This is a genomic window from Aquamicrobium terrae, from assembly GCF_052978165.1.
This window is the reverse complement of the sequence record NZ_JBRKLZ010000002.1, coordinates 829,732-854,564: the sequence shown is the minus strand read 5'-3', so window position 1 is coordinate 854,564 and position 24,833 is coordinate 829,732. Positions and strand designations below refer to the sequence as shown.

The following is a 24,833-nucleotide window of genomic DNA, read 5'->3' as shown; positions in this document are numbered from 1 at the left end:
GTCGGCTCCATTTCCGTCCTGTCGTTTGGTTGGTCAGTCGGTGATGATGCGGATGCGTCGGGGGTCGATCGACAGCGAAACCTTCTCGCCGCTGGCGAAAACCCGGTCGTTGCCGCTCAGCACCCTGACCGGCTGGCCCGCGAGCGCCAGTACATAGCGGTTGCGGGCGCCGAGATAGACGCGGGTGCGAACCTCGCCCGCAATGTCGCCCGACTTGCCGATGGCGATGTCTTCCTGGCGCAGCACCAGCCGTGCCGGGCCACGTGCGGACTCGCCTGGCGACAATTGCAGCCGCTGGCCATCGGCGAGGACGGCAACGGAACCTGCATCGTCTGTTTCGATGGTGGCCGGGATAATGTTGGCCGAGCTCAGGAAGTTCGAGGCGAACTCGGTCGCCGGCCTGGTGTAGATCTCTGCCGGGGTGCCTTGCTGCTCGACGCGGCCGGCGTTGAGCAGCACGACGCGGTCGGACAGGCTGAGTGCTTCCTCCTGGTCGTGGGTGACGAACAGGGTGGTAAGCCCGAGGCGGTTGTGGATTTCGATCAGTTCGACCTGCATGTCCTCGCGTAGGCGAGCGTCGAGGTTGGAAAGCGGCTCGTCAAGCAAGAGCACCTTGGGCTTGGAAACGATGGCGCGGGCAAGCGCCACACGCTGCTGCTGGCCACCGGAAAGCTGACGCGGCTTGCGGTCGCCCAGATGGCCGAGCTGGACGGTTTCGAGCGCCGTCTTGACGCGCTCGGCCTGTTCCTCGCGCGATCCGATGTTGCGCATTCTCAGCGGAAAACGGACGTTCTCCGCGACGCTGAGATGAGGCAGCAGCGCATAGGACTGGAACATCATGGCGATGTCGCGCTTTTCCGGCGGCAGGTCGGTGACTGTCTGGCCGTCGATGACGACAGTTCCCGAGGTGACGGTTTCGAGGCCGGCAACCGTGCGCAGCAGTGTGGTTTTGCCGCAACCGGAGGCGCCGAGCAGGCTGACGAACTCGCCGGAGGCGATGTCGAGGGAAATGCCGTGCAGCACCTTCACATTGCCGAAGGATTTCCTGATGTTTTCAAGCCGGACATTGGCCATGGTCAAGCACTCGCGAATTTCTTGATGCCGAGCAACCGGTCGATGACCAGGATCAGCACGATGGTCAGGGCGATCATGATCGAGGACACCGCAGCCACCGACGGGTCGGGGCTGAATTCGAGCTGGCCGTAGATCTGCACCGGCAGTGTGGTCATGCCGGGCTTGCGCAGGAACAGCGACAGCACGGCCTCGTCGAAGGAGATGTTGAAGGCGAAGAAGGCGCCGGCTGCCAGGCCCGGGGCGCATTGCGGCACCACAACAAGCCAGAGGCGCTGCATGCGGTTGGCGCCCATCGTCCGCGCCGCCTCCTCGAGAAAGGGATTGGATTCCGACAGCACCGCCAGCGTGGTGCGGATGACATAGGGCATGGCGATGACGGTATGGCCGATCCACAGCACCGGCAGTGACACGGGGCCGACGACGGCGCTCCAGAACATCAGCATGCCGATGGCGTAGATGATGGTCGGCAGCACCAGCGGCGACAGGAACAGGGAGGCCAGAACCTGCGAGCCCGGAAGTTGCTTGCGATGGATGGCGATGGCCGCCGCGCCGCCGACAAGCGTGGCCGTCACCGTCACCAGCAGGGCGACGATCAGGCTGACGGTGCCGGCACTCAGATACTCGGGTGACGACAGTACTTTCTCGTACCACATCAGCGACAGGCCCTGTGGCGGGAAGCTGACGAACTGGTTGGCGGTCAAAGAGGCGCCGATCACCACCACGAGCGGGGCGAGTAACAACAATGCCGTCAGCGCGACGAAGATGATCGTCGCAATGCGGATCCAGGCGGGGACAGCCTTAACCATCGGAACGTCCCGTGAGCTTGATGTAGGGGATCAGCACCAGGATGACGCCGACGAAGAGGATGACGGCCTGAGCCGCGGCGAAGGGCCAGTCGAGGGTCTGGGTCACCGAATTGTAGATCGATGAGGCCAGAACCTGGATGCGGGCGCCGCCCAGGAGGTTCGGCGTGACGAACGAACTGGCCGAGAGGGTGAAGGCGAGCAGCGAGCCGGCGACGATGCCCGGCAGCGACAGAGGCAGCACGACCGAGCCGATCGTGCGCAGGAAAGAGCAGCCCATGGTGCGCGCGGCTTCCTCCAGGCGCGGATCGATACGGCTGACGACACCGAGGATCGACAGCGTCATGAAGGGCAGGAGCACTTGCACCATGCCGATGACAACTGCGGTTTCGGTCTGCATCAGATTGAAGCTGCGGCCTGCGAGCCCAAGGTCGCGGAAGAGCTGCGGGATCAGACCCGAACGATTGAGCAGGACCATCCAGCCGAAGGTGCGCACGACGACGCTGGTCATCAGCGGCAGGATGACCATGACAACCAGCCACAGCCGCAGCCGGGCGGACACGCGGGCCATGATGTAGGCGAGCGGGAAGCCGATGATGGCGCAGATGGCGGTGATGATCAGCGACAGTTTCACCGTGCGCCACAGCACGCCGAGATAGAACGAGTCACCGAGAAAGTGGGCGAAGTGTTCAAGGGTCGGTCCGGCAGGGCCCGACACCGAAAGCGCCAGCATCTGGAAGATCGGCAGGAAGAATGCCAGTGCGAGGAGCAGCAGGCCCGGAAGGACCAGCAAGAGGTTTTCGAAACGATCGCTCACGGAACCCGCTCTCCTGACGTCGGCTTTTACTTGGCGATGGCCTTGTTCCAGGCTTCCACCCAGGCCGCGCGGTTGGCCTCGATCTTGGCTGGGTCGAAACGGATCAGGCCCTTCACGCCTTCTTCGCCGTAGGCGACGTCGGCCGCAACCTCGGGCGCAAGCTCTGCCTTGGAGTTGGTGGGCGTGTAGCGCAGCGCTTCGGCAAAGCAGGCCTGAGCCTCGGCCGAAATCGACATGTCGATGAACTGCAACGCCAGGTCCTGGTTCGGGCGGTTGGCGACGAGGTTGGTCGTGATGTAGCTCGCCGGCGTGCCTTCCGCACCCTGGACGAATTTCGCCGGCAGGCCGGCCTCACGCAAGGTGAAGGCGTAGTCCGACGCATAGGGGGCGAGCCAGGCATCGTTCTGGGCGAACTCCTGCTGGATCTCGGGCGACTTGGACACGATGATTGCGCCGCCCTCGAGCAGCTTGCCCACGGCATCGAGGCCTGGCTGGATGTTGTCGAGATCGCCACCCTCGACCTGATTGAGCATCAGGAAGCCGAGCATGCCGTAACCATTGGAGATGTCGGTGAGCACGAGATGCTCGCCGACGGCCGGGTCGAAAAGGTCTTTCCAGCTGGTCGGGACCTTGGGGGTCCTTTCGCTGTTGTAGACGAGGCCGATGGCCGCGATCGAATAGGCCGGGCCTTCGCCCTTGGCGAGGTTGGCCTTGGCGAAGTCATAAAGATCGCCGGCGTTCTTGAGCTTCGCGGCGTCGATGGGCGCCAGTAGGCCTTCCGCCGCGCCGACGATCTCCTGTCCGCCGGAGAAGTTGATGACATCGAACTGCGGTGCGGCCTTCTGGGCCCGCAACTGGGCGAAGGCATCCGAGGAATAGGCGGTCACGATCTGGACCTTGGCGCCCGTCGCCTTTTCGAAAGGCTCGATGACGCACGTCTTGTGGGCGGCCTCGTAGGCGCCGCCGAAGGAATTGATGACGAGCGTGTTGTCCTGGGCACCGGCGGCGCCTGCCGCCAGTGCGAGGATGGGCGTGCTGAGAACGACGATACTGAACCTGGATTTCATGGAGTTCCCCTTCGATATGAGGTTACAGTGTTAGGGGCGTCGATCAGGCTACGCGGCCGATTTCCACCACCTTGGCGCCTTCCGTGCGGATGAGACGGCACTGGTCGGCAATGCCGTCCAGATTCTCGGTCATCTTGCCGAAATAGGTGCAGGATATCCAGCCGGTCGGACCGAAGGTGCGGCCGCCGACTCCGTAGAACAGGCCGATCTCCCAGAATTCGCTCGGGTCGATCTTGAAGAAGTTCTTCGGCTGGTAGAACCACAGCAGTTCGCCAACTTCCGGCAGCACGGTCTGGTTCTCGGGCGGAAGGGCGGTCGGGTCGAAATTGCGTGCTTCCTCGGGCAGGCCCATCATGATCTCGGGGCCGGAGAACATTGCGTGGGTCGCGGGCCAGCGGATCGGCTTCGCCAGCGCCCCCCAGAGAGCCTTACAGGTCTCGGGAGCGTTCTCCCAATAAAGTGTGATGATACCCGTCACATCGGAATCGACGAATTTCAGGTACAGCTTGCGGTCGGTCATTGCGGCTCCTCTGTAGTAAGAAGGCCACATTTCCACGTTCTCTGGCGGCTCTGTCCAATCGTCATTCCAAATTTGGAATATAAAGAATTTTTATCGATCCTGTTGCGAGGCCATGCAACCTATCTGAGCGATCTGCGGAACCGCCCGAGAGAGACGAAGAAAAAGGCGAGGCCGATCGCGGTGAGGGCGAGGAATTGAGGCCAGATAGACTCCAGCCCCGCGCCGCGGAACAGGATGGCCTGCGAAAGCGACACGAAATGCGTGTCGGGCGCCGCGGACATGAGGATGCGCAGGCCTTGCGGCATGTTCTCGACCGGCGTCAATCCGCCCGCCAGAATCTGCAGCGGGAACAGCACGAGCATCAGGAGCAGGCCGAACTGCGGCATGGAGCCCGCAACGGTGGCAAGCAGGATGCCGAGGGACGTGGAGGCGAACAGCTGGAGCGCCACGCCCAGCATGAGGAGCCAGAGCGAGCCCGCCACCGGAATCGCGAGCCAGGTCTGGACCACGACGGTCATGGCGAAGAGCACTGCGCCCATCACCACCAGCGCCATCGGCCAGATCTTGCCGAGCATGATCTCCGTCGGCGTGACCGGCATCACGAGCATGTGCTCGATGGTGCCGCGCTCGCGTTCGCGGATGAGTGCCGCGCCCGCCAGAATGACGGAGAGCAGCGAGACGTTGTTGACCACCTCCATCATGGCGCTGAACCAGCCGGGATTGAGTTCCGGGTTGAAGCGGGCGCGCAGCACGAGTTCGACAGGTGCGGTCTCGGCGCTGCGGTAGCGTTGCACGAACTCTGAAATCTCGCCGGATACGATGGCTTGAACATAGCCAGCGCCGGTGAATGCCTGCGTCATGCGCGTGGCGTCGACATTGAGCTGCATCGCCGGTTGCTTGCCGGCCAGAACGTCACGCTGGAAGTCCGGGGGGATGACGAGCGCGAAAGTGTCGATGCCGGCATCCATGCGGTGGTTCATCTCGGAGAGCGTGATCGTCTGGGGCGGCGCGAAGTAGGGCAGGTAAAAGGCCTGGCCGACACGCGCCGAAAGGGGCGAGAGATCCTCGTCCACGATCGATATCGGCGCTTTGTTGAGCGTGAAGGGCGTCGCCGTCGCGGCCGCGTAGATCTGGATCGAAAAGGCCGCACCGATCAGCACCAGCAGGGCCGGTGTGCGCAATAGGCCCCACAGCTCCTTGATGCCCAGACGCCATATGGTCGACAGCCGCATGGTCAGCGCGCCTGTTTGCGAAGGAAGAACACGCTGAGTGCCAGCAGGACTGGACCGGCGGCGAGCAGGGCCAGGAAGGAGGAGGTCAGGTCTTGCAACCCCAGCGCCTTCGAGAACGTGCCGCGGGCGATGGTGATGAAGTGCGTGGCCGGATTGATCGCGCCGATCACGGCGGCCGAACCTTCCATCGAGGCCACCGGATCGATCATGCCCGAATATTGCACCGCAAGCAGCATGGAGACGATGGTGGTGAGGAAGATCGCCGCGATCTGGCTGTTCATGAAGCTCGATATGAACAGGCCGAGCCCGGTGGCGGCGACCGCATAGAGCAACCCGCCCAGAACGTAGGCCGGCAGGCTGCCGGAGAACGGCACGCCCTGCACGAGTACGGCGAACGCCGTGAGCGTGACGAAATTCAGCATGGCGAGGCCGACATAGGGAATCTGCTTGCCAAGCAGGAATTCCAGGCGTGAGACGGGCGTGACATAGAGATTGACGATGGAACCCAGGTCCTTCTCGCGCACGATGGAAAGCGTGGCCAGCATGGTTGGGATGAACAGCAGAACGAGGCCGATGACGGCCGGCACCATGGCGATGAGGCTTTCGATATTGGGATTGTAGCGGAAGCGCGTCTCCAGGCTGAAATCGCCGGCCTGCGCGGCGTCGCCGTAGGCTTCGCGCGCCTGCCGCATCAGCCAGTGCGCGTGCAGTCCCTCCACATAGCCCTGCGCGGTTTCGGCGCGCGAGGGCATGGAGCCGTCGATCCAGCCGCCTATATCCACCGCGCGCCCGGCCGAGATGTCGCGCGCGAAGCCCGGTGGAATCTCCATGGCGAGGCTCAGCTCGCCATTGCGCATGCGCCGGTCGAGATCGGCAGAATCTGTGATCGGCGGGCGCTCGGTGAAATAGCGCGAGCCTGCGATATCGAGCGTGTAGTCGCGGCTTATCGACGTCTGGTCGTGGTCCAGCACGGCGAAGGGCAGGTCCTCGACATCCATGCTGATGCCATAGCCCAGCACGAACAGCAGGATGAGGCTGCCGATGAAGGCGAAGGAAGCGCGGATCGGGTCGCGGCGCAATTCCAGCGCCTCGCGTCTCGCATAACTGCCGATGCGGCGGGGGTCGAGAAAACGTCTCGGCACCGGCCGGTGCCCGTGATCGACGGCCTGCGCGATGGCGGGTGCGGTTTGTTTGTCCTCCGAGCCTGTTGCCTGCTCGTCCTCCTGTGCGATCGCCTCCTTGAGATAGGAGACGAAGGCTTCCTCCAGATCGGCACTGCCGTGCTTTTCCACGATCCCCGCCGGCGTGTCGCTGACCAGCACCTTGCCGGCATGCATGAGCGAGATACGGTCGCAGCGCTCCGCCTCGTTCATGAAATGCGTCGAGATGAAAATTGTTACGCCGTCATTGCGCGACAGGTCCACGAAGCTCTGCCACAGCGCGTCGCGAGCGATCGGATCGACGCCGGATGTCGGCTCGTCCAGGATCAGCATTTCCGGCGCGTGGATCATGGCGACAGCGAGCGACAGGCGCTGGGTCAGCCCGAGCGGCAGCGAAGCCGGGAGTGCTTCCATGACCTCGGTGAGATCGAAGCGTTGCGCCATCTCCTCGATGCGCGCGGGGATGTCGGCTGCGGGAAGCTGAAACAGGCGGGCGTGCAGATCGAGATTCTGCCGCACCGTAAGCTCGGTATAGAGGGAGAAGGATTGCGACATGTAGCCGACGCGCCGGCGCGTATCGATGTCGCGCGGGTCGACCTCCTGGCCGAACAGCCTTGCGGTGCCTTCGCTTGCGGGCAGAAGCCCGGTCAGCATCTTCATCGTCGTGGTCTTGCCGCAGCCGTTGGAGCCGAGGAAGCCGAAGATCTCGCCTTTCGGAATGCGGAAGCTGACATTGTCGACCGCGGTGAAATCACCGAAGCGGATGGTCAGCCCCTCGGCCTCGATTGCGGCATCCCCGTCGCCATCCTTAGGGCGCGGGGGGATTTCGACCTTGCGGTGAAGCCTGCGCTTTTCCTCCGGCATCAGCGCGATGAAGGCCTCGTCCAGCGAGGACGTGCCGGTGCGCTCGCGCAGTTCGGCCGGCGTGCCGGTGGCGAGCACGCGCCCGCCATCCATCGCGACCAGCCAGTCGAAGCCGGACGCCTCGTCCATATAGGCGGTGGCCACGATGACGCCCATGCCGGGCCTGTCCTTCCTGATGCCGTTGATCAGGTCCCAGAACTGGCGGCGCGCCAGCGGGTCGACGCCCGTAGTCGGCTCGTCGAGGATCAACAGGTCGGGATCGTGGATCAGCGCGCAGCAGAGGCCCAGCTTCTGCTTCATGCCGCCTGAGAGCTTGCCCGCCGGCCGGTCAGGGAAGGGATCGAGGCCGGTCGCCTCCAGAAGCTCGTGGATGCGGCGGTGGCGCTCCTTGCGGGCATGGCCGAACAGGCGGCCGAAGAAATCGACATTCTCGAACACCGAAAGCGTCGGGTAGAGGTTCTTGCCGAGACCCTGCGGCATATAGGCGATGCGAGGGCCGACCTTGGTGCGCTGGCGCGCGTCGCGCATGTCCGCGCCGAGCACCTCGACCTCGCCTTGCTGGATCTTGCGCGCGCCCGCGATCAGCGAGAGCAGTGTCGATTTGCCGACGCCGTCCGGCCCGATCAGCCCGATTATCCGGCCGGCGGGAAAGTCGAGCGTCACGTCGTCCAGCGCGCGCGTTTTCTTGAAGGCATGGCTGACGGACCACATGCGCGCGGCAAGAGTGGGCATATCGCCGTCCTGCCTTCGCCCGGTCATTCCAGAATGCCGGTGTTCAACGCTTCGGGCCATTGTGTCGCCGGGTCGAGCTTCACATAGGCCATGCCCGGCAGGCCGGGCTTGACATAGTCGGCATGCTTGCGGAGCAGGTCGGGCGCGACCCGCACGCGGATGCGGAACATCAAGCCGACCCGCTCCTCGGACGTCTCGACCGTGCGTGGCGTGAACTGGGCGACGTCGGAAATAAACGACACCTCCGCCGGAATGACCACGCCGGGCGCGGTGTCCAGCACGATCCGCGCCTCGGAGCCCAGCGCCACACGCCCCGCCGGCACGGTGGGCAGGAAGAAGGTCATGTAGACATCGCCCAGGTCGATCAGGTTGAGAACGCGGCCGCCGCCCGCGATGACCTCGCCCGGCTGCGCCACGAGATATTGCACCCGGCCGTCGCGCGGCGAGCGCAGCGTGCTGTCGTCTATCTCGACCTGGATGCGGTCTATGGCCGCCTCGGCCGCCTCGATGGTTGCCTCCGCATCCACGATGCGCGCTTTTGCCGTCGCCATGCCGGCCTCCGCCGAGGCCGCCTGCGCCCGTGCCGCGTCGAGTGCGGCCTTCGCGCCGGCCATCCGCGCGCGGTCATCGTCAAGCGTCTGCTGGGAAATGGCGTTGGTCCGGGCAAGCTGTTCGGAACGGCTGACGCGACGCTCCGCCGATTCGAACTCCGTCTGGCGCTGGGCGACCACCGCAAGGGCGGCCGAATGCTCTGCCTCGGCCTGCACGACGCCGCTTTCGGCGACATCCCGCGCGATCCGCCCTCGTTGCATCTGGGCACGCGCCTCGCGCAGTTGCGCATCGAGCTGCTGAGTGTCCATATGTGCCAGCACCTCGCCGCGGGTGACGGTTTGTCCCTCCTGCACGACGATGTCGCTGATACGACCGCCGGTGCGCGTGGATATGTCGATGGCCACGGCCTCGACACGGCCATTGCCCGACGCGATCCAATCCGGCAGGGCCGGTTCCGCCAGGCGCTGGGTCAAATACCAGCCCGCTGCAACCGCCGCGACAACAGCCGCGATCCAAAGCCAACGATTGCCGAGCATGGCCCTCATCCGTTTGAGTTCGACGCGCCCTTTAGCGTGAGCCCATGCGGGCCGTTTGACGGTGTGCGATCATTTCGCTCGATCATCGAAGCTGCCATGATCTTTGTCAAACCCGGTGACCGGCGGCACCCGATTGCACAGTTGCGGAACAGGATTCAGGAGATGAGCGTTCCGGCGCGGCCTTCGAGGATCGCGGCGGCATCCTCCAGCCGCCCGATGCCGGCCATGCGGCCGGGCCTGGCGGCGAACAGGCAGGCCGCCTCGACCTTCGGCCCCATGGAGCCGGCGGGAAAGGCCGCCGCATCGATCCGGTCGGGCCGGACATGCCTGATCGGCCTTTGGCGTGGCGTGCCCCAGTCTTCATAGACGGCTTCGACGTCGGTCAGCATCAGGAAGGCATCGGCGCCGAGCTGTTCGGCGAGCAGCCCCGCGGCGCGGTCCTTGTCGATCACCGCCTCGACGCCGACAAGGTCGCCGGCCCGATCGCGGATGACAGGTATGCCCCCGCCACCCGCACAGATGACAGTGACGCCGAAATCCACCAGAAGCCGGATGGTCTCGATCTGGGTTATGCGCTTCGGCAGGGGTGACGGCACCACCCTACGCCAGCGTCCTTCCGTCTCCTCGACCAGCGGCCAGCCGTGGCTCAGGCGCACAGTGGCGGCTTCGGTATCGTCATAGACCGGGCCTATCGGCTTTTCGGGCCGGCCGAAGGCGGGGTCGTTCGGGTCGACCTCGATCTGGGTGAGCAGCGTGGCGAGCTTGGTGCCCGGCGCCAGCGCATTGGCGAGTTCCTGCTCGACCAGATAGCCGATCATGCCCACGCTCTCGGCCCCCAATATATCGAGCGGATAAGGCGCGACGTCCTTGTAAGCGGAGGCCTGCAAGGCCAGTAGACCGACCTGCGGGCCGTTGCCATGCGCAACCACGATGTCGTGCTGGCGCGTCAGGGCCGCAAGCGCCGCGGCGGCCTTGCGCACATTGGCCCGCTGGACCTCGGCCGTCATCGGCTCTCCGCGCTTGAGCAGGGCATTCCCGCCGAGAGCGACGACCACGCGCATCCTAGGCCCCCAGCGTGGCCACGAGTATGGCCTTGATGGTGTGCATGCGGTTTTCCGCCTGGTCGAAGACCACCGAGGCTTCGGATTCGAAGACCTCCTCCGTCACCTCCATGCAGTCGATGCCATATTGCTCGAAGATCTTCTCGCCGATCTCCGTTTCGCGATTGTGGAAGGCCGGCAGGCAATGCATGAACTTGGCGTGCGCATTGCCTGTCGCCTGCATGATCTGCGAGGTGACGCGATAGGGCGTCAGAAGCCCGATCCGCTCCTGCCACACGGAATCCGGCTCGCCCATGGAAACCCATACGTCGGTATAGACGAAATCGCACCCTTTTGCGGCTTCCAGCGGGTCCTCGGTCAGCGTGATGGTGGCGCCGGTGCGGCGGGCGATGTCGGTGCATTGCTCCACCAGCACTTCGTCCGGCCAGCATTGCTTGGGAGCGCCAAGGCGCACATCCATGCCGATCTGTGCCGCACCCGTCAGCAACGAGTTGCCCATATTGTTGCCGGCATCGCCGAGAAAGCAGAAGGCGACCTGCGACAGGTGCTTGCGGGTGTATTCGCGCATGGTGAGGAAATCGGCGAGGATCTGCGTGGGATGGAATTCGTCGGTCAGGCCGTTGTAGACCGGCACGCCTGACCAGGCAGCCAGCGTCTCGGCCTGCTCCTGCCCGAAGCCGCGATATTCGATGCCGTCATAGAGCCGGCCGAGCACGCGGGCGGTGTCCTTCATCGATTCTTTCTTGCCGATCTGGGTGCCGGTCGGCCCGAGATAGGTGACATGGGCGCCCTGGTCGTAGGCTGCTACCTCGAAGCCGGTGCGCGTGCGGGTGGAATCCTTCTCGAAGATCAGCGCGATGTTCTTGCCCTTCAGCCGCTGATCTTCGTAGCCGCCATATTTCGCCTGCTTGAGCGAGGCTGAGAGCCTGAGCAGGAAGCGGATGTCGTCCGGCGAGAAATCGAGCAGCTTGAGCACGCTGCGGCCCTTGAGGTTCACGGCCATGGGGTCTCCTCCTCACACTGGGTCACGGATCAGGGGGCAGGTCATGCAATGGCCGCCGCCGCGTCCGCGTCCGAGTTCCGCGCCCGGCACGGTGATGACCTCCACGCCGGCCTTGCGCAATTGCGTGTTCGTGTAGGTATTGCGGTCGTAGCCGACGACCACGCCGGGCTCCAGCGCCACGACGTTGTTGCCGTCGTCCCACTGCTCCCGTTCCGCGATATAGGCGTTGCCGCCGGTCTGGACGATGCGCAGCTTCGGCAGGCCGAGCGCCTCGGCGACGACCTCGGTGAGGTGGCTCGTCTCCTGGCGTACGTCGATCTGCCAGTCCTTCTCGCCGGGCCTGAGCGAATAGGCCGTAATGCCGTCCACGACTTCCGAAAACAGCGTGACCAGATCGCGATCGCAAAAGGTGAAAACGGTATCGAGATGCATCGAGGCGCGTTCGACGGGCAATTTGCAGGCGATGACGCGTTCGGCCCCGCCCTGCGCGAAGAGTGCCCGGGCAAGCTGGCCGACCGCGTGCGGCGTCGTGCGCTCACCCATGCCGACCAGCACCAGCCCGTTACCGAGCGGCATAACGTCGCCGCCCTCCAGCGTGGCCAGCCCGTAGTCGCTGTCGGGATCTCCCCACCAGACCGGAAAGCCGGCGTCTCTGAAATCGGGATGGAAGCGGTAAATCGCCGCTATGTTGACCGTCTCCAGCTTGCGTGCGTTCCACCGCATCGGGTTGAGCGTCACCCCGCCATAGATCCAGCATGTGGTGTCGCGGGTGAAGAGATGGTTGGGCAATGGCGGCAGGATGAAATCCTGCGCCCGCAGCACGGGGGCGACCACGCCCGTGGCTTCGATGGTCAGTTCCGCCTTGCTCATTCCGCCCATGAGAATGAGCGAGAGTGTGTCGGCGTCCGCCTCCATCAGCAAGGCCATGAGGTCGTCGGCAAGGCCAACCCCGACCGTGTTCTCGTTAATCCGCCGTTCCAGCAGCCAGCGGCGCGCTTCCCTGTCCTGCATCGTCTCGGCAAGTGTTTCGCGCAGAAACACGACCTCCGCGCTGCGATAGCGGATGGCGTCGACGAAGGTCATGTGCTCGACGCGCGCCTGCTTGACCCACAGCACGTCGTCGAAAAGCAGTTCCTCGCAGTTGGAGGGGGTGAGGCGGGCCAGCGCCGCGCCGGGGCGATCGACGAGCACGCGGCGCAGCTTGCCCACCTCGGAATGGACGCCATAGGCGATCGGCATGTCGTTCTCCTTCAGGCGATTATGGCGGCGATACTGAGGCTCGCCATGATGATGACGGTGAGGATGACCAGCAGCGGCCACATGAAGCGCAGCCACCGCTCATAGGGCACGCGCCCGATGGCCAGAGCGCCCATGACCACCGCGAAGGTGGGGTTGATGAGGTTCACCAGACCGTTGGCGGACTGATAGGCGGTGACCACGAGATTGCGCCCGACGCTGGCGAAATCGGCAACCGGCGCCATGATCGGCATGGACAGAACCGCCAGACCCGAGGACGAGGGCACGAAGAAGGAGAGCAGCACCTCGATCCAGTAGATGACGTTGATGAACACCACCTGCGACAGGCCCGCCACCGAGACTTCGGCCCAGTGCAGGATGGTGTCGGTGATCTTGCCGGCATCCATGACCACGACAATGCCGCGGGCGAGCCCGATGATCAGCGCCACGCCGAGCAGATCGCGCGCACCGTTGACGAAGGCGTTCACGAACTTTTCCTCGCCGGGACGGCAGATGAGCCCGACCAGGATGGACGAGGCGAGGAACAGGCCGCTCATCTCGCCCATCCACCAGCCGCCCTTGAGCACGCCCCAGATCATGACCACGAAGGTGAGGCCGAAGATCGCAAGCACGATCTTGTGCAGGCCGGTGAATTCCGGCGTCTCGCCCTGATGGGCGGCGAGGAAGTGGGCCTCGTTCTCGGCCTTGCGGTCATAGACGAAGGATGTGGAGGGATCGAGCCGCACGCGCTCGGCATAGCGCATCACATAGATGACGCAGGCGAGCCAGCACAGGCCGAGGATGACGAGACGCAGGACCATGCCCTGCGTAAAGGGGATGCCGGCGGCATCGGAGGCGATGACAGTAGCGAAGGCATTCACCGTCGAGCCCAGCACGCCGACGCCGGCTCCAAGCAGGATAATGGCCACGGCCGTCACCGCGTCATAGCCGGCCGCGATCATGATGGGGATCAGGAGCACATAGAAGGCCAGCGTCTCTTCCGCCATGCCGTAGGTGGTGCCGCCGAAGGCGAACAGCCCCATCAGCACCGGGATCATCCATTTCTCGCGGCCCCTGAGCGCGGTCATCGCCCGGGAGATGCCGGAATCGATAGCGCCGGTGGAGGCGATCACACCGATGAAGCCGCCGATCACCAGCACGAACACGGCCACGTCGATGGCGTTGGCCTGATTGGTGGCCGGATTGTAGAGGCCGCCGATGGGAGCCATGATGATGTCGAATACGCCCTGCGGATTGGGGTCGGTCGGGGCATAGGTGCCTGCTACCGGCACCTCCCGCTCGAGTGCGTCGTTGAAGGTGCGCTGGTACTGTCCGGCCGGGATGATCCAGGTCGACATCGCCACCAGGATGATCAGGCTAAACAGGATGGTGAAGGCGGTGGGGAAGCGGAACTTCCTCGTCTCGGTGGTTTCCGAAGCTGTGCTCATCGCTGGCCTCCAAACTTTGCGACCGAAGAGGGTTGAAAAGAATGTGCCCGGTGGCATTGCCGTTTCAGGCAGCCATATCCCGCAGGGCATTGCGTTTCACGATCTCTATGCTGCGCAGGGCGGGCAGCCTGATGATGCCCTTCTGCCGGAGCCTGGAAAGGACGCGCGAGACGGTCTCGATGGTCAGGCCGAGATAGTCCGCGATGTCGGTGCGGGACATCGGCAGTTCGACCCTGTCCAGCCCGCCTTGCCGCTCCGACATTTCGATCAGGAAGGCGGCGACCCGCTCGGCGGCATTCTGGCGTCCCAGCAGGAGCAGATGTTCCTGCGCCCTCGCCAGTCCCTGAAGCGCGACCGGCAGGAGCTCGTCAGCAAGCCCGTTTCGGTGCGGTGAGGTGCGCAGCATTCGTATGCCGGTGGCGCAAATGGCCTCGGCAAAGAAGTGATGGGTCGAATGGGCCTCGAAACCGAACACTTCGCCGCCCAGATGAAAGGCCGAAATCTGGCGGCGGCCATCGGCGAACAGGCGATAGACACGCACGGCGCCGAACTCGACCTGGTAGAGCCGGTCGCTCTTTTCTCCCTGTGCGTAGATTCCGGCTCCGGCGGGGATGAAAACGGGCTGCACGCCGCCGGGCGAGGGGGCAGATGCCCATGCGGCGCAGACAGGATGCCGATGGTCCGAAATGGTCCGGAACGCTTCATGCACGGTCATGATCGTCTCCCAAGTTGACGATCAAACAATGCTCCGGATCGCATCGGCACGAAATTCGGTCATGTCCGTACTGGAAACCACGTAGTGGGAGGCCTTACCCCAGCCCGGCCACGGCCGCACGGACCGCCTCGATGAGCGGTTCGCCAAGGAACGGCTTCATAACGTGCCGCGCGAAAGGCAGGGCCGGGACGGCCCGGAAAAGACCGACAAGCAGGATCACCGGCCGGGCGAACTCGTCGAATTGGGCAGATGCCAGATTCCAGTCATCGACGGCATCGTCGTCGATGACCGCACAGGCAGCGACGCGCGCATCACAGGACGCAAAAGCGTCGCCGGCGCGCATATAGGCGGCCGCCGTGAAGCCCACGCTGTCCAGCGCGAAGGCAAGCGAGCGCCTGAAGCCCGCGTCCGGCGCGGCCACAAGGATAATGTCGGATCGGACCATGCAACGCTTTCTCCCGGCGCCTTTTCACGGCCGGGGAACGACCTTCCTGGCACGGTCCGGGCCGGCGCGCATTGCGGGGGATCAAAAGCGAAGGGATATGTCACGCTCTTGCACCGGCATTGTCGAAATGCGGGGCCGAAGCGTGGGGGGAGAGGACTAGTTTCGCTTGTCGCCAAGCCCGAGGGCGATGGTCATCCTCACCAGCTCGGCGAGGCTGCGTGCCTGCATCTTGGACATGATGTTGGCGCGGTGGACCTCGACCGTGCGCGGACTGATAGCGAGATCGTAGGCGATCGTCTTGTTGGGCAAGCCCGCGACCACGGCGGCGAGCACCTGCTGTTCCCGCTCCGACAGGCATTCGAACCGGGTACGGAGGGCAAGGAGGTCGTTGTCGTTCGTTGCCGGGTCGAGCCGCCGCGCCGCCCGCCGCACGGCATCGATCAGAACCTCGTCCTTGAAGGGCTTTTCGATGAAATCGACGGCGCCGGCTTTCATCGCCGCCACCGCCATGGGAACATCGCCATGTCCGGTTATCATGATCGACGGTACCCTGAGGCCCCTTGCATTCAGTTTTTCCAACAGTTCGAGACCGCTCATGTCCGGCATCTTCAGATCGGTCACCAGACAGGCCCGGCCGATTGCCGGCGCGGCATCCAGAAAGCCGGTCGCGGAATCGTGCACACGCACCGCAAAGCCCGCCGTGACCAGCAGGAAGGCCAGCGATTTTCGTACCGCTTCCTCATCGTCGAGGACGTGGACCACATAGTTATCGCTCTGCATTCATGGCCTCTCTCGCAGCCATCGGCAGCAATATGCGGAAGGTCGCGCCGCCGTCGCCGTTGCGGCTGACCAGCAGACTGCCGCCATGGGCCTGCACGATCCGTCTGGAGATCGACAAGCCTACGCCCATCCCGTTTTCCTTGCTGGTGACGAAGGGCTCGAAGAGGCGGGTGGCGATGTCGTCGGAAATTCCCGGTCCCGTATCGGCCACCTCGATCATGATATGTTCGTCGCCGTTGCGCCTCGTCCTGACATGGAGTTCGCGCCGTTCACTGTCGCCCATGGCTTCCAGCGCGTTGCGCATCAGATTGATCAGCACCTGCTGGATCTGGACCCGGTCGATCAGCACGTCGCCGGTGTTTGCGGCAAAGTCGAAGGTGGAGCGGACACCCCTCTCGCGCGAGCCGATGAGCGCTAGCGCGCCTGCCTCCTCGATCACCCTGCGAATGTCGGCCGGCGCTTTGGTGCTTTCACCACGGCTGAGAAATTCGCGCAGATTGCTGATGATGTCGCCGGCACGCAGCGACTGTTGAGCCGTTTCCTGCAAGGCTTCCTTCAACTGTTGCGAGTTGGCGCCTCCGGGCCGCTCAAGAAGCCGCACGCAGCCTTGCGTGTAGTTGGAAATCGCGGCCAGCGGCTGGTTGAGCTCGTGGGCCAGCGCCGAGGCCATTTCGCCCAGCTCGCTGAGTCGCGCCAGCCTGGCCAGTTCCGCCTGAAGCTCCTGCAACTGCGCTTCCGATTCCTGGCGCTCGGTAAGATCGCGAATAAAGCCGGTGAAGAAGATTTGTCCATGGGACTGCATCTCGCCCACGGCGAGTTTCATCGGAAAGGTGGAACCGTCTTTCCTGCGCCCCACCACAACGCGGTCGATGCCGATGATGCGCCGTTCGCCGGTGGTGAGATAGCGCCGGATATAGCCGTCGTGCTCACCGCGATACGGCTCGGGCATCAGGAGCTTGATGTTCCGGCCGACGACCTCGTTCTTCGCATAACCGAACTGGCGCACGGCTGCGGCGCTGAAGGATGTGATGATACCCTTGTCGTCGATAACGATCGTGGCATCGGGAACCGTATCGAGGATCGAGCGCAAATGCGCCTCGCTCGCCCGCAACGTGCTTTCGGTGTGTTCGAGCACCCGGCGCGCGTGATGCAGCATCTCGCCCATCCAGGCGATGACGAGGCCGACGAGGACGAAGACCGCAACCTGCAACCAGAATGTCGGGTCGGAGCCGGCAAGAAAAAAGACGACCATGGCCGAAAGCGCCAGCGCAAACAGGCCCTGCCCAATGCCCCCCGCAATCGCCGCGACAAGGATCGCCGGCACGAACAGCACGAAAACAGCCGCGTTTCCCAGCACCTCCTGCAATGGAAGCCGGATTGCCAGCGCAACGGCAACGGCGGCGGCGGCAAGAAGATAACCCCGCCACCCTTCGAAGCGGCGGGAAAACACAGCCTGTAGAAAACTTCCATTTTGTCCGGCTATGTCTATAGCTGGCATGCCTCTTCCGGATCTCTCAACCATCCTGCCTGCGTGCAGCCGCTGCTTCCGGAACACCCGGCGGTCACTCCGAGCTCTGGGACGGCGCCCCTCGCACTACAAGGTCAGGGTATTGTCGACCGGAGCAATGCTACATCCGCTTTCGTGCAAATAACAGCCCGACAAACGGCGCACCTTTGACGAAACGGGAGACGTCGGAATCTCAAGCTGGCGGTGGAGGACCCTTCCTCAGCGGTTCCGGTTTCGGCAGCATGGCGATCATCTCATCGTCGGTAAGCTGAGGAAAGTCGCGATAGTGATAGCCGAGCGCGAGGAAGCGGGCGGGCTGGTTGAGGCAGACGACCTTGTCCGCTTCCCGACCCAGTTCCTCCAGCGTTGCCGGCGGGGCGACAGGGAGGGCGATGACGATCCCGCGGGGCGAGCGGCGTTTCAGGGCACGGATTGCCACTTTCATCGTCGTTCCCGTGGCGGCCCCATCATCGACCAGGATCACCGTCCTCTCGGCGACCGGGATCGGCGGTCGCCCCGCCCGGTACACATGACGCCGCCGTTCCAGCTCCGGGCGCTCCCGGTCCGTCAGCATCCGCAACTCGGCATCGTCGAGCCTGTAGGCCTCGACGATCTCGCGATTGAGGACCAGGTCGGGCGGGTCGCCGTCGACCATTGCCGCGACAGCCAGTTCGGGGTTTCCCGGTGCCCCCACCTTGCGCACGATGAGCAGGTCGAGCGGCGCCTTGAGCTCCCGGGCGATCTCGACCGCGACAGGTACCCCGCCGCGCGGCAATGCCAGAACGACGGGATTGCGCAGGCCGAGCCCGCCTAGTTCGGCGGCCAGCTTCTGTCCGGCTTCCGTACGGTCGCGGAACATGGCTCAGTCCGTCGGCCACAATGCGCGTAGCGACTTCTTCATGGAATTCCTGACCTCCTCGATCTCGCCGCGCGAGACATGACGCTCAAGCACGCTGAAAACGGCGGCGATGGCTTCATCTGGGTCGTCCAGCCCGTCGTCGCGGAAGGCTTCCTTTATGCGGGCGGCGAACTCTTCCTTCCTGCGGTCCCAGACCGGCGTTTCCTTCGGCTTCCAGCCTTCGAAATAGATGCCGCGGATGAGAACGGGCAGTTGCGCGGAAAGATCGAGCATCTCCTCCTGCGGAAGCCAGTCCCGCAGCGTGTGCAGGACGTTGCGCAAGAGACGATAGGCCCGCGCGTCGGTCCAGTCCAGATCGTCGGCAAGCTCGTTGACCCACTGCTGGGCCTGCTGCGCTGCCTGCGTGAATGTTGCTATGGATGTACCGCTCATGATGCCTGCTCCCTGGTTTCGGTCGAGCCGGCACAGCGATGCATCTGGCGTCGTCGGGCCCGATCCGGCAAGGGCCACAGCAAACTCCATCTGCCGCTTTCCATCATTGATGGCGATCAAAACCGCGCCTATGCCCGAATTGGGCAAGGACAGCCTTTTCCATTTCCCGCAGCCAGAGCACGGAACTTGCGACGGTGCTGCACAGCAACCAGTCGCCGGGGCCCAGGCCAACGGTAGAGAAGGCCTCCTGAAGGAAAGGTGTATAGATAACGGCGGCGTGGAGGGCGACCGACAGGGCGACCGCGCACCACAGCCAGCGGTTCGAGAACAGTCCGTCGAAGGCACTGCGCTCGTCGGAGCGCGCATTGAAGACATTGAAGAGCTGGAACAGCGTCAGCGTCGTGAAGGCCATGGTCTGCGCATAGCGCGTGGAACCCGTTCCTTCGATCAGACCGCCCGGCAGCGAGGCGTCGAGGACCATCAGCGTGCCAGTCGCCATCACCAGGCCGACGAAGATGATACCGGCCCACATGCGCGGCGTTATCATACCTTCCCCGCGCGGGCGTGGCGGCCGCATCATCGCGCGGCCGTTGGCGGGGTCGATGCCGAGCGCGAGGGCAGGGGCACCATCGGTAACGAGATTGATCCACAGGATCTGGGTGGCCAGGAGCGGCAGCACCAGCCCGCTGCCGCCGTCCGAAAGGCCGATCACCCCGGCCAGCAGCACGCCGAAGAACATGGTCATGACCTCGCCGACATTCGAGGACAGCAGGTAGCGGAGGAATTTCCTGATGTTGGAGAAGATCATGCGCCCTTCTTCCACCGCGGCGACGATGGAGGCGAAGTTATCGTCTGCCAGCACGAAGTCGGCCGCCTGCCTCGAAACGTCGGTGCCGGTTATGCCCATGGCGATGCCGATGTCGGCGGCCTTGAGGGCCGGGGCGTCATTGACCCCGTCTCCGGTCATGGCGACCGTTGCGCCCTGCCGTTGCAGGGCGGTGACGAGCCTCAGCTTGTGGGCGGGATCCACCCGCGCATAGACGGAAATCTTCCGCACTACACGGTCGAGTTTCTTGTCGGACATGTTTTCTATTTCCGAGCCGGTAATCGCCCTTGCATCCCCCGCTATGCCCAGTTCGCGGGCGATCACGACAGCAGTGCCCGGATGATCTCCGGTGATCATGATCGTGCGGATGCCTGCCGCCTTTGCCCGTGCCACCGCCTCGCGTGCTTCGGCACGCGGCGGGTCGATCATTCCGACGAGGCCGAGGAAGACGAGCCGCGTCTCCGTTCGCTCGTCCGGCGGTGTGTCTCCATCGTCCAGCGTGCGGAACGCCACTCCCAGCGTGCGCAGCGCCTGTGCCGCCAGTGCCTCGTTGGCAAGCAGTATTTCGCTCCGGCGTTCCCGGGTGAGTGGCCGTGTGGCCTCTCCCACCAACTCGTGGGTGCATTTTTGCAGCAGAACGTCGGCCGCGCCCTTGGTGAAAACGCGTGCGCCATCACGCTCCGCATCGGCATGGATCGTGCTCATCATCTTGCGTTCCGACGAGAACGGGATTTCGCCGATGCGCGCGAACCGGCTCTCAAGTGCCGCCTGTCCGAAGCCTGCCTTGCGGGCGGCCACGATCAGCGCCCCTTCTGTCGGGTCGCCGCCGATCGACCAGCGCCCGCCGTGCTCGCTCAGCACCGCATTGTTGGCGCAGCCCGCAGCGACGAGGGCGCGGAAGGTTTCAGCGCGCAATGCGTCTTCGCTGTCCGGCGTCCCTTCCGGCTCGACGCTGCCCTGCGGCGAATAACCCGTGCCGCTGAATTGCATGGCACCGCTTGCCGTCACCACCTTGCGCACCGTCATTTCGTTGCGGGTGAGCGTGCCGGTCTTGTCCGAGCAGATGACGTTGGCCGATCCCAACGTCTCGACCGCCGCCAGCCGGCGCACGATCGCGTTGCGTTTCGCCATGCGCTGGACGCCGAGCGCCAGCACCGCCGTTACTACCGCCGGCAGGCCTTCCGGCACGGCAGCCACGGCCAGCGCCACTCCCAGAAGAAGGATGTCGAACAAGCCGGGGAGGCCGCGCACCTCCGACACCGACAGAACGGCCACGACGATGACTGCGGCAATGCCGACCACGACCATGCCGAGCAGCCGTCCGGCGCGGTCGAGATCCGCCTGCAAGGGGGTGGCCTCGTCGGGCGTTGCCTCAAGCATGCCGGCAATCCTGCCCATTTCGGAGCTCATCCCCGTGGCCGTGACAATTGCCTTCGCATGGCCGCGCGTCACCGATGTGCCGCTGAAGATCATGTTGCGCCGGTCGCCCAACACGACTTCCTGAGGGATCGGCTCCGCATTTTTCGATACGGGTGCGCTTTCGCCCGTCAGTGCTGCCTCGGCCACCTGCAAGGCCGATGCCTCGATCAGCCGCGCATCTGCCGGCACGGTCCCGCCTTCCTCGACAAGCACGATATCGCCGGGTACGAGCAGCCTGGAGGGGATTGTCCGCCTCACGCCATTGCGAATGACGGTCGCGCGGGGAGACGCCATCTGGCGCAGAGCCCGCAGGGCCTCTTCGGCACGCGCCTGCTGGACGTGGCTCATCACGGCGTTGAGCAGCACGATGCCGAGGATCGCCATCGCCTCATAGGGCAATGCCGATTCCCGCTCGATCAGCCAGAGCGTTCCCGAAATTGCGGCGGCGGCAAGCAGCAACAACACCAGAACGTCGGTGAACTGGCCAAGGAACCGCCGCCACGCCGCCACGGGCGGGTGTTCCCTGATCCGGTTTTCGCCGAACCTTCCAAGCCTGACCTGCGCTTCCGAGCCGCTCAGGCCGTTGTCCGGGTCTACCGCCAGAGCCGACGAGATGGCTGTCGCCGTATCGCGCCAGGGTACCGCGACATCGGAAGGAGTGGATATGGCGGTCATCGTGGTTCGGTTCCTGTCATCTTCAACCTGCGTTCTTCATCCGCGCGCAATCACGAGATAGGCGAGGTAGGCGAGATAGGCGGTGACGAAGGCCGTGCCCTCCGCCCGGGTGACCTGGCGGCCGCTGAGAAAGATCGGCACACAGGCGATGGCCGCGGCGCCCATCACCGGAATGTCGATGTGGACTAGCGCCGGCTCGACCGAAATGCCGGTGGAGGGCGCCAGTGCCGTGATGCCGAGAATGAAGAGGATATTATAGACGCTGCTGCCCAAAAGGTTGCCGACGGCGATATCCCGCTCCTGGCGCAGCGTCGACACGATCGTTGTGACCAGTTCCGGCGAGGATGTACCGATAGCCACGATGGTGAGCCCGATGAAGGCGTCGGAAACGCCCATCATCCGGGCAAGATCGACCGCGCCGTGGACGAGCCATTCGGCCCCGACCACCACGATGGCGATGCCGGCCAGCAGCACCATCAGGCTCGTGCCGGCCTTGCGTGTGTGGCCGTTGGCGGGCGGCACCGGATATTCTCTCGAGAACTCGGCGATGACGGCGCGGCTCTCACGGCGGGCCCAACGGATGATGGCGCCGGTATAGGCGATGCCGGCCAGGAAGAGTGCCATGCCTTCCACACGCGTCAGCATGCCATCCCAAGCCATGGCGAGCAGGGCCAGCGCCGCCGTGGTCATCACCGGCAGGTCAAAACGCAGCGTGCGCATCTCCAGCGACAGCGGCATCAGCAGGGCACTGAGACCGAGGATGAAGAGGATGTTGAAGCTGTTGGTGCCAGCAATGTTGCCAACGGCCAGCGAGCCGTTGCCTTGCAGCGCTGCTTCGATCCCCACTGCAAGCTCGGGCGTACTGGTCCCCACCGCCACGATTGTCAGGCCGATCAGGATGGGCGGGATGCCGATAAGGGCCGCAAGCCTGGAGCCGGCCCGCACCACCATCTCTGACCCGGCAACGAGCAGGGAAAGACCGAACAGGCACCAAGCCAGCGCGGTCACGCCGGCCCCCGCCGCGCTGCGACACAGCGGGCGATGGTGAGGTGGCTGCCCATGCTACCCCTTCGCCAGCGCGGCTTCGATGACCTCGACCGCATGTCCGGTCAGGTCCCTCGTCATCTCGCCGATCAGCTTCGAGCGGGTTTCGTCGTGATAGTGCCGGCGCAGCTCGCCCAGCGAGCGCGGATCGGCGATGATGTAGAGCGCATCGATGCGGCCCTCCAGCGCCAACCGGTTCAGGCAGGCAGCCACGGCGGCGGCGAAGTCGTCCTCACGCAGCCGCGCGGCATCCGGATTGGCCGCCACGCTGCGGTGCCGCATTCCCGAGCCCTGGTTGACAGCCTCGATATCCGGGATATCCAGCGCTACGAGTTGGATATGCGGCTCGGCGGCCTTGTTGCGGAACAGGCGCAGTTTCTCCCCATCCATCACGGCGACGGTGGCATCGTGCGGCAAGATCATCGGGCTCTCCTTCAGGCGATAGCGATGCGTGAAGTATGAGCCTGCCGGATGGCGAAGCCTTGATTGGCGTCAAAGGAGAAACCGGTTGAGGTGATCTCGCATCCCGGCCAGTCGGCTTGACGGTAGCTAGATGCAAGCCGGATATGGTCGTCGTGGCAGCTTCAAACGGCATCGTCCCCTCTTGTGTGGGCGATGCCGTTGTCCGATAGGGCGGTTTCTCCAAGCCACGCCCATCACATGATGGTCGATGGGGAAAACGTGGCCCTACATTTCACAAATTATACTGTTCGCGCGCATAGCCACCCAGACCCACGGCGTCGAGCCGTTCCATGGGAGCGAGGAAGGTGACCTGAATGACGCCCGGAGCACGGCCGATCTCGATTGCGCCATTCACCGTGGCTCTATTGCGCACCTCGGAAACGGTCATGCCGAGAAGCTTCGCCGCCCGTTCGAGGCCATTGTCGATGGCTGCATTCATGTTGGCCGCGGTTCCGATGACGGAGATGGGCGCAAGCTCTTCAAGACTGTTCATGCCCCATGTGCGGGCCAGACGCTCGGCCCGTGCGCGCTCGTCGGTGCTGAAGGGACGCGCAAGAGGCGGCAGGTCTTCTGGAAGCGGGAACAGCACCGGGCCGTCAATGGGATAGTTCTTAACCACCTCGACCTGCAAGGTGACGCTGCCTGCGACATCCATCGTGTGGCCGGCGATCTCGCCGTCACCCTGGGCGGCGTGCATGTCGCCCATATAGACGCCGGCACCCTTCACCTTGACCGGCGCGATCAGAATTGCCCCCGGCCGCACGGCGTCGATGTCCATATGGCCGTCGGTCTTGTGCTCGGCGAGCTGTTCGGCTGTGATTGCGTAGGAATGCGGCGCGCCGACGAGGAATGCGCCGAAGTCGCCGGCATTATGCGAATCCGGCATCGGGTGCGAAGGAGTCGTGCCGAGTTGTCCGAGGAAGGGGCGCATGCGCACCATGACGCCGGGCATGTCCGATGGCGCATAGGTCAGGATCGGATGCTGCACCGATTCATCGGGCAGGGCGGCATAGTGATGCGCGTTGTGTGCGATCCTCTCCGCCGCCTCCTTCGGCACGGTCACGCCGACGCGGCGCGTCTCGTCGAAGACGACGGTGTAGCCGTGTACGATCTCGAACGGCTTCACCGCGTTGCCGCATTTGTCGCACCTGACGGCGTCCTGGCCGATGCCTTCCACGTGCGTCTCCGGCCACACCTCGTCGCAGGTCGGGCATCGGGCTGCGACATAGGGATCGCCGAGGCAGAAGCCTTCCGGTGAGGAGTCGTGCCCGGAGGCGGTGGCGATGGCCGTCACGGTAATATCGCGGATGCGCATCGCGATCCCGTCGCCCGGTTCCGCCCCGTCGACACAGACAGGCTGCGTGACCTCGTGGCCGCCGCGCAGGCGCGGGGTGATCATTGGTCCCCAGCAGCCTGGAGCTGTGTTCGCGATGATGGTGCCACCGTTCTCCACTGGCCCAAGCATCGGGGCGTTCGGATCGAGGACGCTGTTGGTGAAGCCATGGACGATGACACTACGCTGAGGCGATGCGGAGATCGCGCTTTCCTTGTTCATCTCACTCCT

The 24,833-nt window shown here is 64.4% G+C and carries 22 protein-coding genes; all 22 read right to left on the bottom strand.

All coding sequences use genetic code 11. From position 1 onward, the window contains the following. Nucleotides 1-33 precede the first annotated feature (33 nt). Entirely contained in the window at nt 34-1,074 is a 1,041-nt protein-coding gene (locus tag ACVCNR_RS21220; protein ID WP_447076377.1) for an ABC transporter ATP-binding protein, read from the bottom strand. A 2-nt stretch (nt 1,075-1,076) separates the two neighbouring features. Next, nucleotides 1,077-1,880: an ABC transporter permease gene (locus ACVCNR_RS21215; RefSeq protein ID WP_447076376.1), complete on the bottom strand. Its 804-nt coding sequence runs from the start codon at nt 1,878-1,880 to the stop codon at nt 1,077-1,079. After that, nucleotides 1,873-2,694 carry an ABC transporter permease gene (locus ACVCNR_RS21210; protein ID WP_447076375.1) on the bottom strand — a complete coding sequence of 274 codons (822 nt, stop codon included), beginning with the start codon at nt 2,692-2,694 and terminating at the stop codon, nt 1,873-1,875. Before ACVCNR_RS21210 ends, ACVCNR_RS21215 begins: the two co-directional genes overlap by 8 nt. Before the next feature lie 26 nt (nt 2,695-2,720). Further along, nucleotides 2,721-3,761 (bottom strand): ABC transporter substrate-binding protein, encoded by a 1,041-nt coding sequence (locus ACVCNR_RS21205; protein ID WP_447076374.1) that lies wholly within the window; start codon nt 3,759-3,761, stop codon nt 2,721-2,723. 43 nt (nt 3,762-3,804) lie between these two features. Continuing rightward, nucleotides 3,805-4,281, bottom strand: coding sequence for a DUF3830 family protein (locus tag ACVCNR_RS21200; protein WP_447076373.1), 477 nt, complete (start codon nt 4,279-4,281; stop codon nt 3,805-3,807). Between the two features lie 119 nt (nt 4,282-4,400). Further along, nucleotides 4,401-5,513 carry an ABC transporter permease gene (locus ACVCNR_RS21195; protein WP_447076372.1) on the bottom strand — a complete coding sequence of 371 codons (1,113 nt, stop codon included), beginning with the start codon at nt 5,511-5,513 and terminating at the stop codon, nt 4,401-4,403. Nucleotides 5,514-5,515: 2 nt separating this feature from the next. Further along, a complete protein-coding gene (gene rbbA, locus ACVCNR_RS21190; RefSeq protein ID WP_447076371.1) occupies nt 5,516-8,269 on the bottom strand; it encodes a ribosome-associated ATPase/putative transporter RbbA in 2,754 nt (917 codons plus the stop codon). 23 nt (nt 8,270-8,292) lie between these two features. Continuing rightward, a complete protein-coding gene (locus ACVCNR_RS21185; protein ID WP_447076370.1) occupies nt 8,293-9,357 on the bottom strand; it encodes an HlyD family secretion protein in 1,065 nt (354 codons plus the stop codon). Nucleotides 9,358-9,512: 155 nt separating this feature from the next. Further along, entirely contained in the window at nt 9,513-10,418 is a 906-nt protein-coding gene (gene arcC / locus ACVCNR_RS21180) for a carbamate kinase (RefSeq protein ID WP_447076369.1), read from the bottom strand. Nucleotide 10,419: 1 nt separating this feature from the next. Further along, nucleotides 10,420-11,421 (bottom strand): ornithine carbamoyltransferase, encoded by a 1,002-nt coding sequence (gene argF, locus ACVCNR_RS21175; RefSeq protein WP_447076368.1) that lies wholly within the window; start codon nt 11,419-11,421, stop codon nt 10,420-10,422. 12 nt (nt 11,422-11,433) lie between these two features. After that, on the bottom strand, nt 11,434-12,660 hold the full coding sequence (gene arcA / locus ACVCNR_RS21170) for an arginine deiminase (protein ID WP_447076367.1): 1,227 nt from the start codon (nt 12,658-12,660) through the stop codon (nt 11,434-11,436). Between the two features lie 11 nt (nt 12,661-12,671). Continuing rightward, on the bottom strand, nt 12,672-14,105 hold the full coding sequence (locus ACVCNR_RS21165) for a YfcC family protein (RefSeq protein WP_447076366.1): 1,434 nt from the start codon (nt 14,103-14,105) through the stop codon (nt 12,672-12,674). 64 nt (nt 14,106-14,169) lie between these two features. Continuing rightward, nucleotides 14,170-14,820 carry a helix-turn-helix domain-containing protein gene (locus ACVCNR_RS21160; RefSeq protein ID WP_447076365.1) on the bottom strand — a complete coding sequence of 217 codons (651 nt, stop codon included), beginning with the start codon at nt 14,818-14,820 and terminating at the stop codon, nt 14,170-14,172. 94 nt (nt 14,821-14,914) lie between these two features. Next, nucleotides 14,915-15,265: a hypothetical protein gene (locus tag ACVCNR_RS21155; RefSeq protein WP_447076364.1), complete on the bottom strand. Its 351-nt coding sequence runs from the start codon at nt 15,263-15,265 to the stop codon at nt 14,915-14,917. Between the two features lie 156 nt (nt 15,266-15,421). Beyond that, nucleotides 15,422-16,045, bottom strand: a complete 624-nt coding sequence (gene fixJ / locus ACVCNR_RS21150) for a response regulator FixJ (RefSeq protein ID WP_447076363.1) — start codon at nt 16,043-16,045, stop codon at nt 15,422-15,424. Continuing rightward, nucleotides 16,032-17,543, bottom strand: a complete 1,512-nt coding sequence (locus tag ACVCNR_RS21145) for a PAS domain S-box protein (RefSeq protein ID WP_447076362.1) — start codon at nt 17,541-17,543, stop codon at nt 16,032-16,034. The genes fixJ and ACVCNR_RS21145 overlap by 14 nt, the downstream gene beginning before the upstream one ends. Before the next feature lie 202 nt (nt 17,544-17,745). Beyond that, a complete protein-coding gene (locus ACVCNR_RS21140) occupies nt 17,746-18,411 on the bottom strand; it encodes a phosphoribosyltransferase (protein WP_447076361.1) in 666 nt (221 codons plus the stop codon). Between the two features lie 3 nt (nt 18,412-18,414). Beyond that, nucleotides 18,415-18,843, bottom strand: coding sequence for a DUF2267 domain-containing protein (locus ACVCNR_RS21135; protein WP_447076360.1), 429 nt, complete (start codon nt 18,841-18,843; stop codon nt 18,415-18,417). 103 nt (nt 18,844-18,946) lie between these two features. Further along, entirely contained in the window at nt 18,947-21,763 is a 2,817-nt protein-coding gene (locus ACVCNR_RS21130; RefSeq protein WP_447076359.1) for a cation-translocating P-type ATPase, read from the bottom strand. Nucleotides 21,764-21,799: 36 nt separating this feature from the next. After that, on the bottom strand, nt 21,800-22,771 hold the full coding sequence (locus tag ACVCNR_RS21125; RefSeq protein WP_447076358.1) for a calcium/sodium antiporter: 972 nt from the start codon (nt 22,769-22,771) through the stop codon (nt 21,800-21,802). A 54-nt stretch (nt 22,772-22,825) separates the two neighbouring features. Continuing rightward, entirely contained in the window at nt 22,826-23,230 is a 405-nt protein-coding gene (locus tag ACVCNR_RS21120; RefSeq protein WP_447076357.1) for a baeRF12 domain-containing protein, read from the bottom strand. 271 nt (nt 23,231-23,501) lie between these two features. Next, entirely contained in the window at nt 23,502-24,824 is a 1,323-nt protein-coding gene (locus ACVCNR_RS21115; RefSeq protein WP_447076356.1) for an acetamidase/formamidase family protein, read from the bottom strand. Nucleotides 24,825-24,833 lie beyond the last annotated feature (9 nt).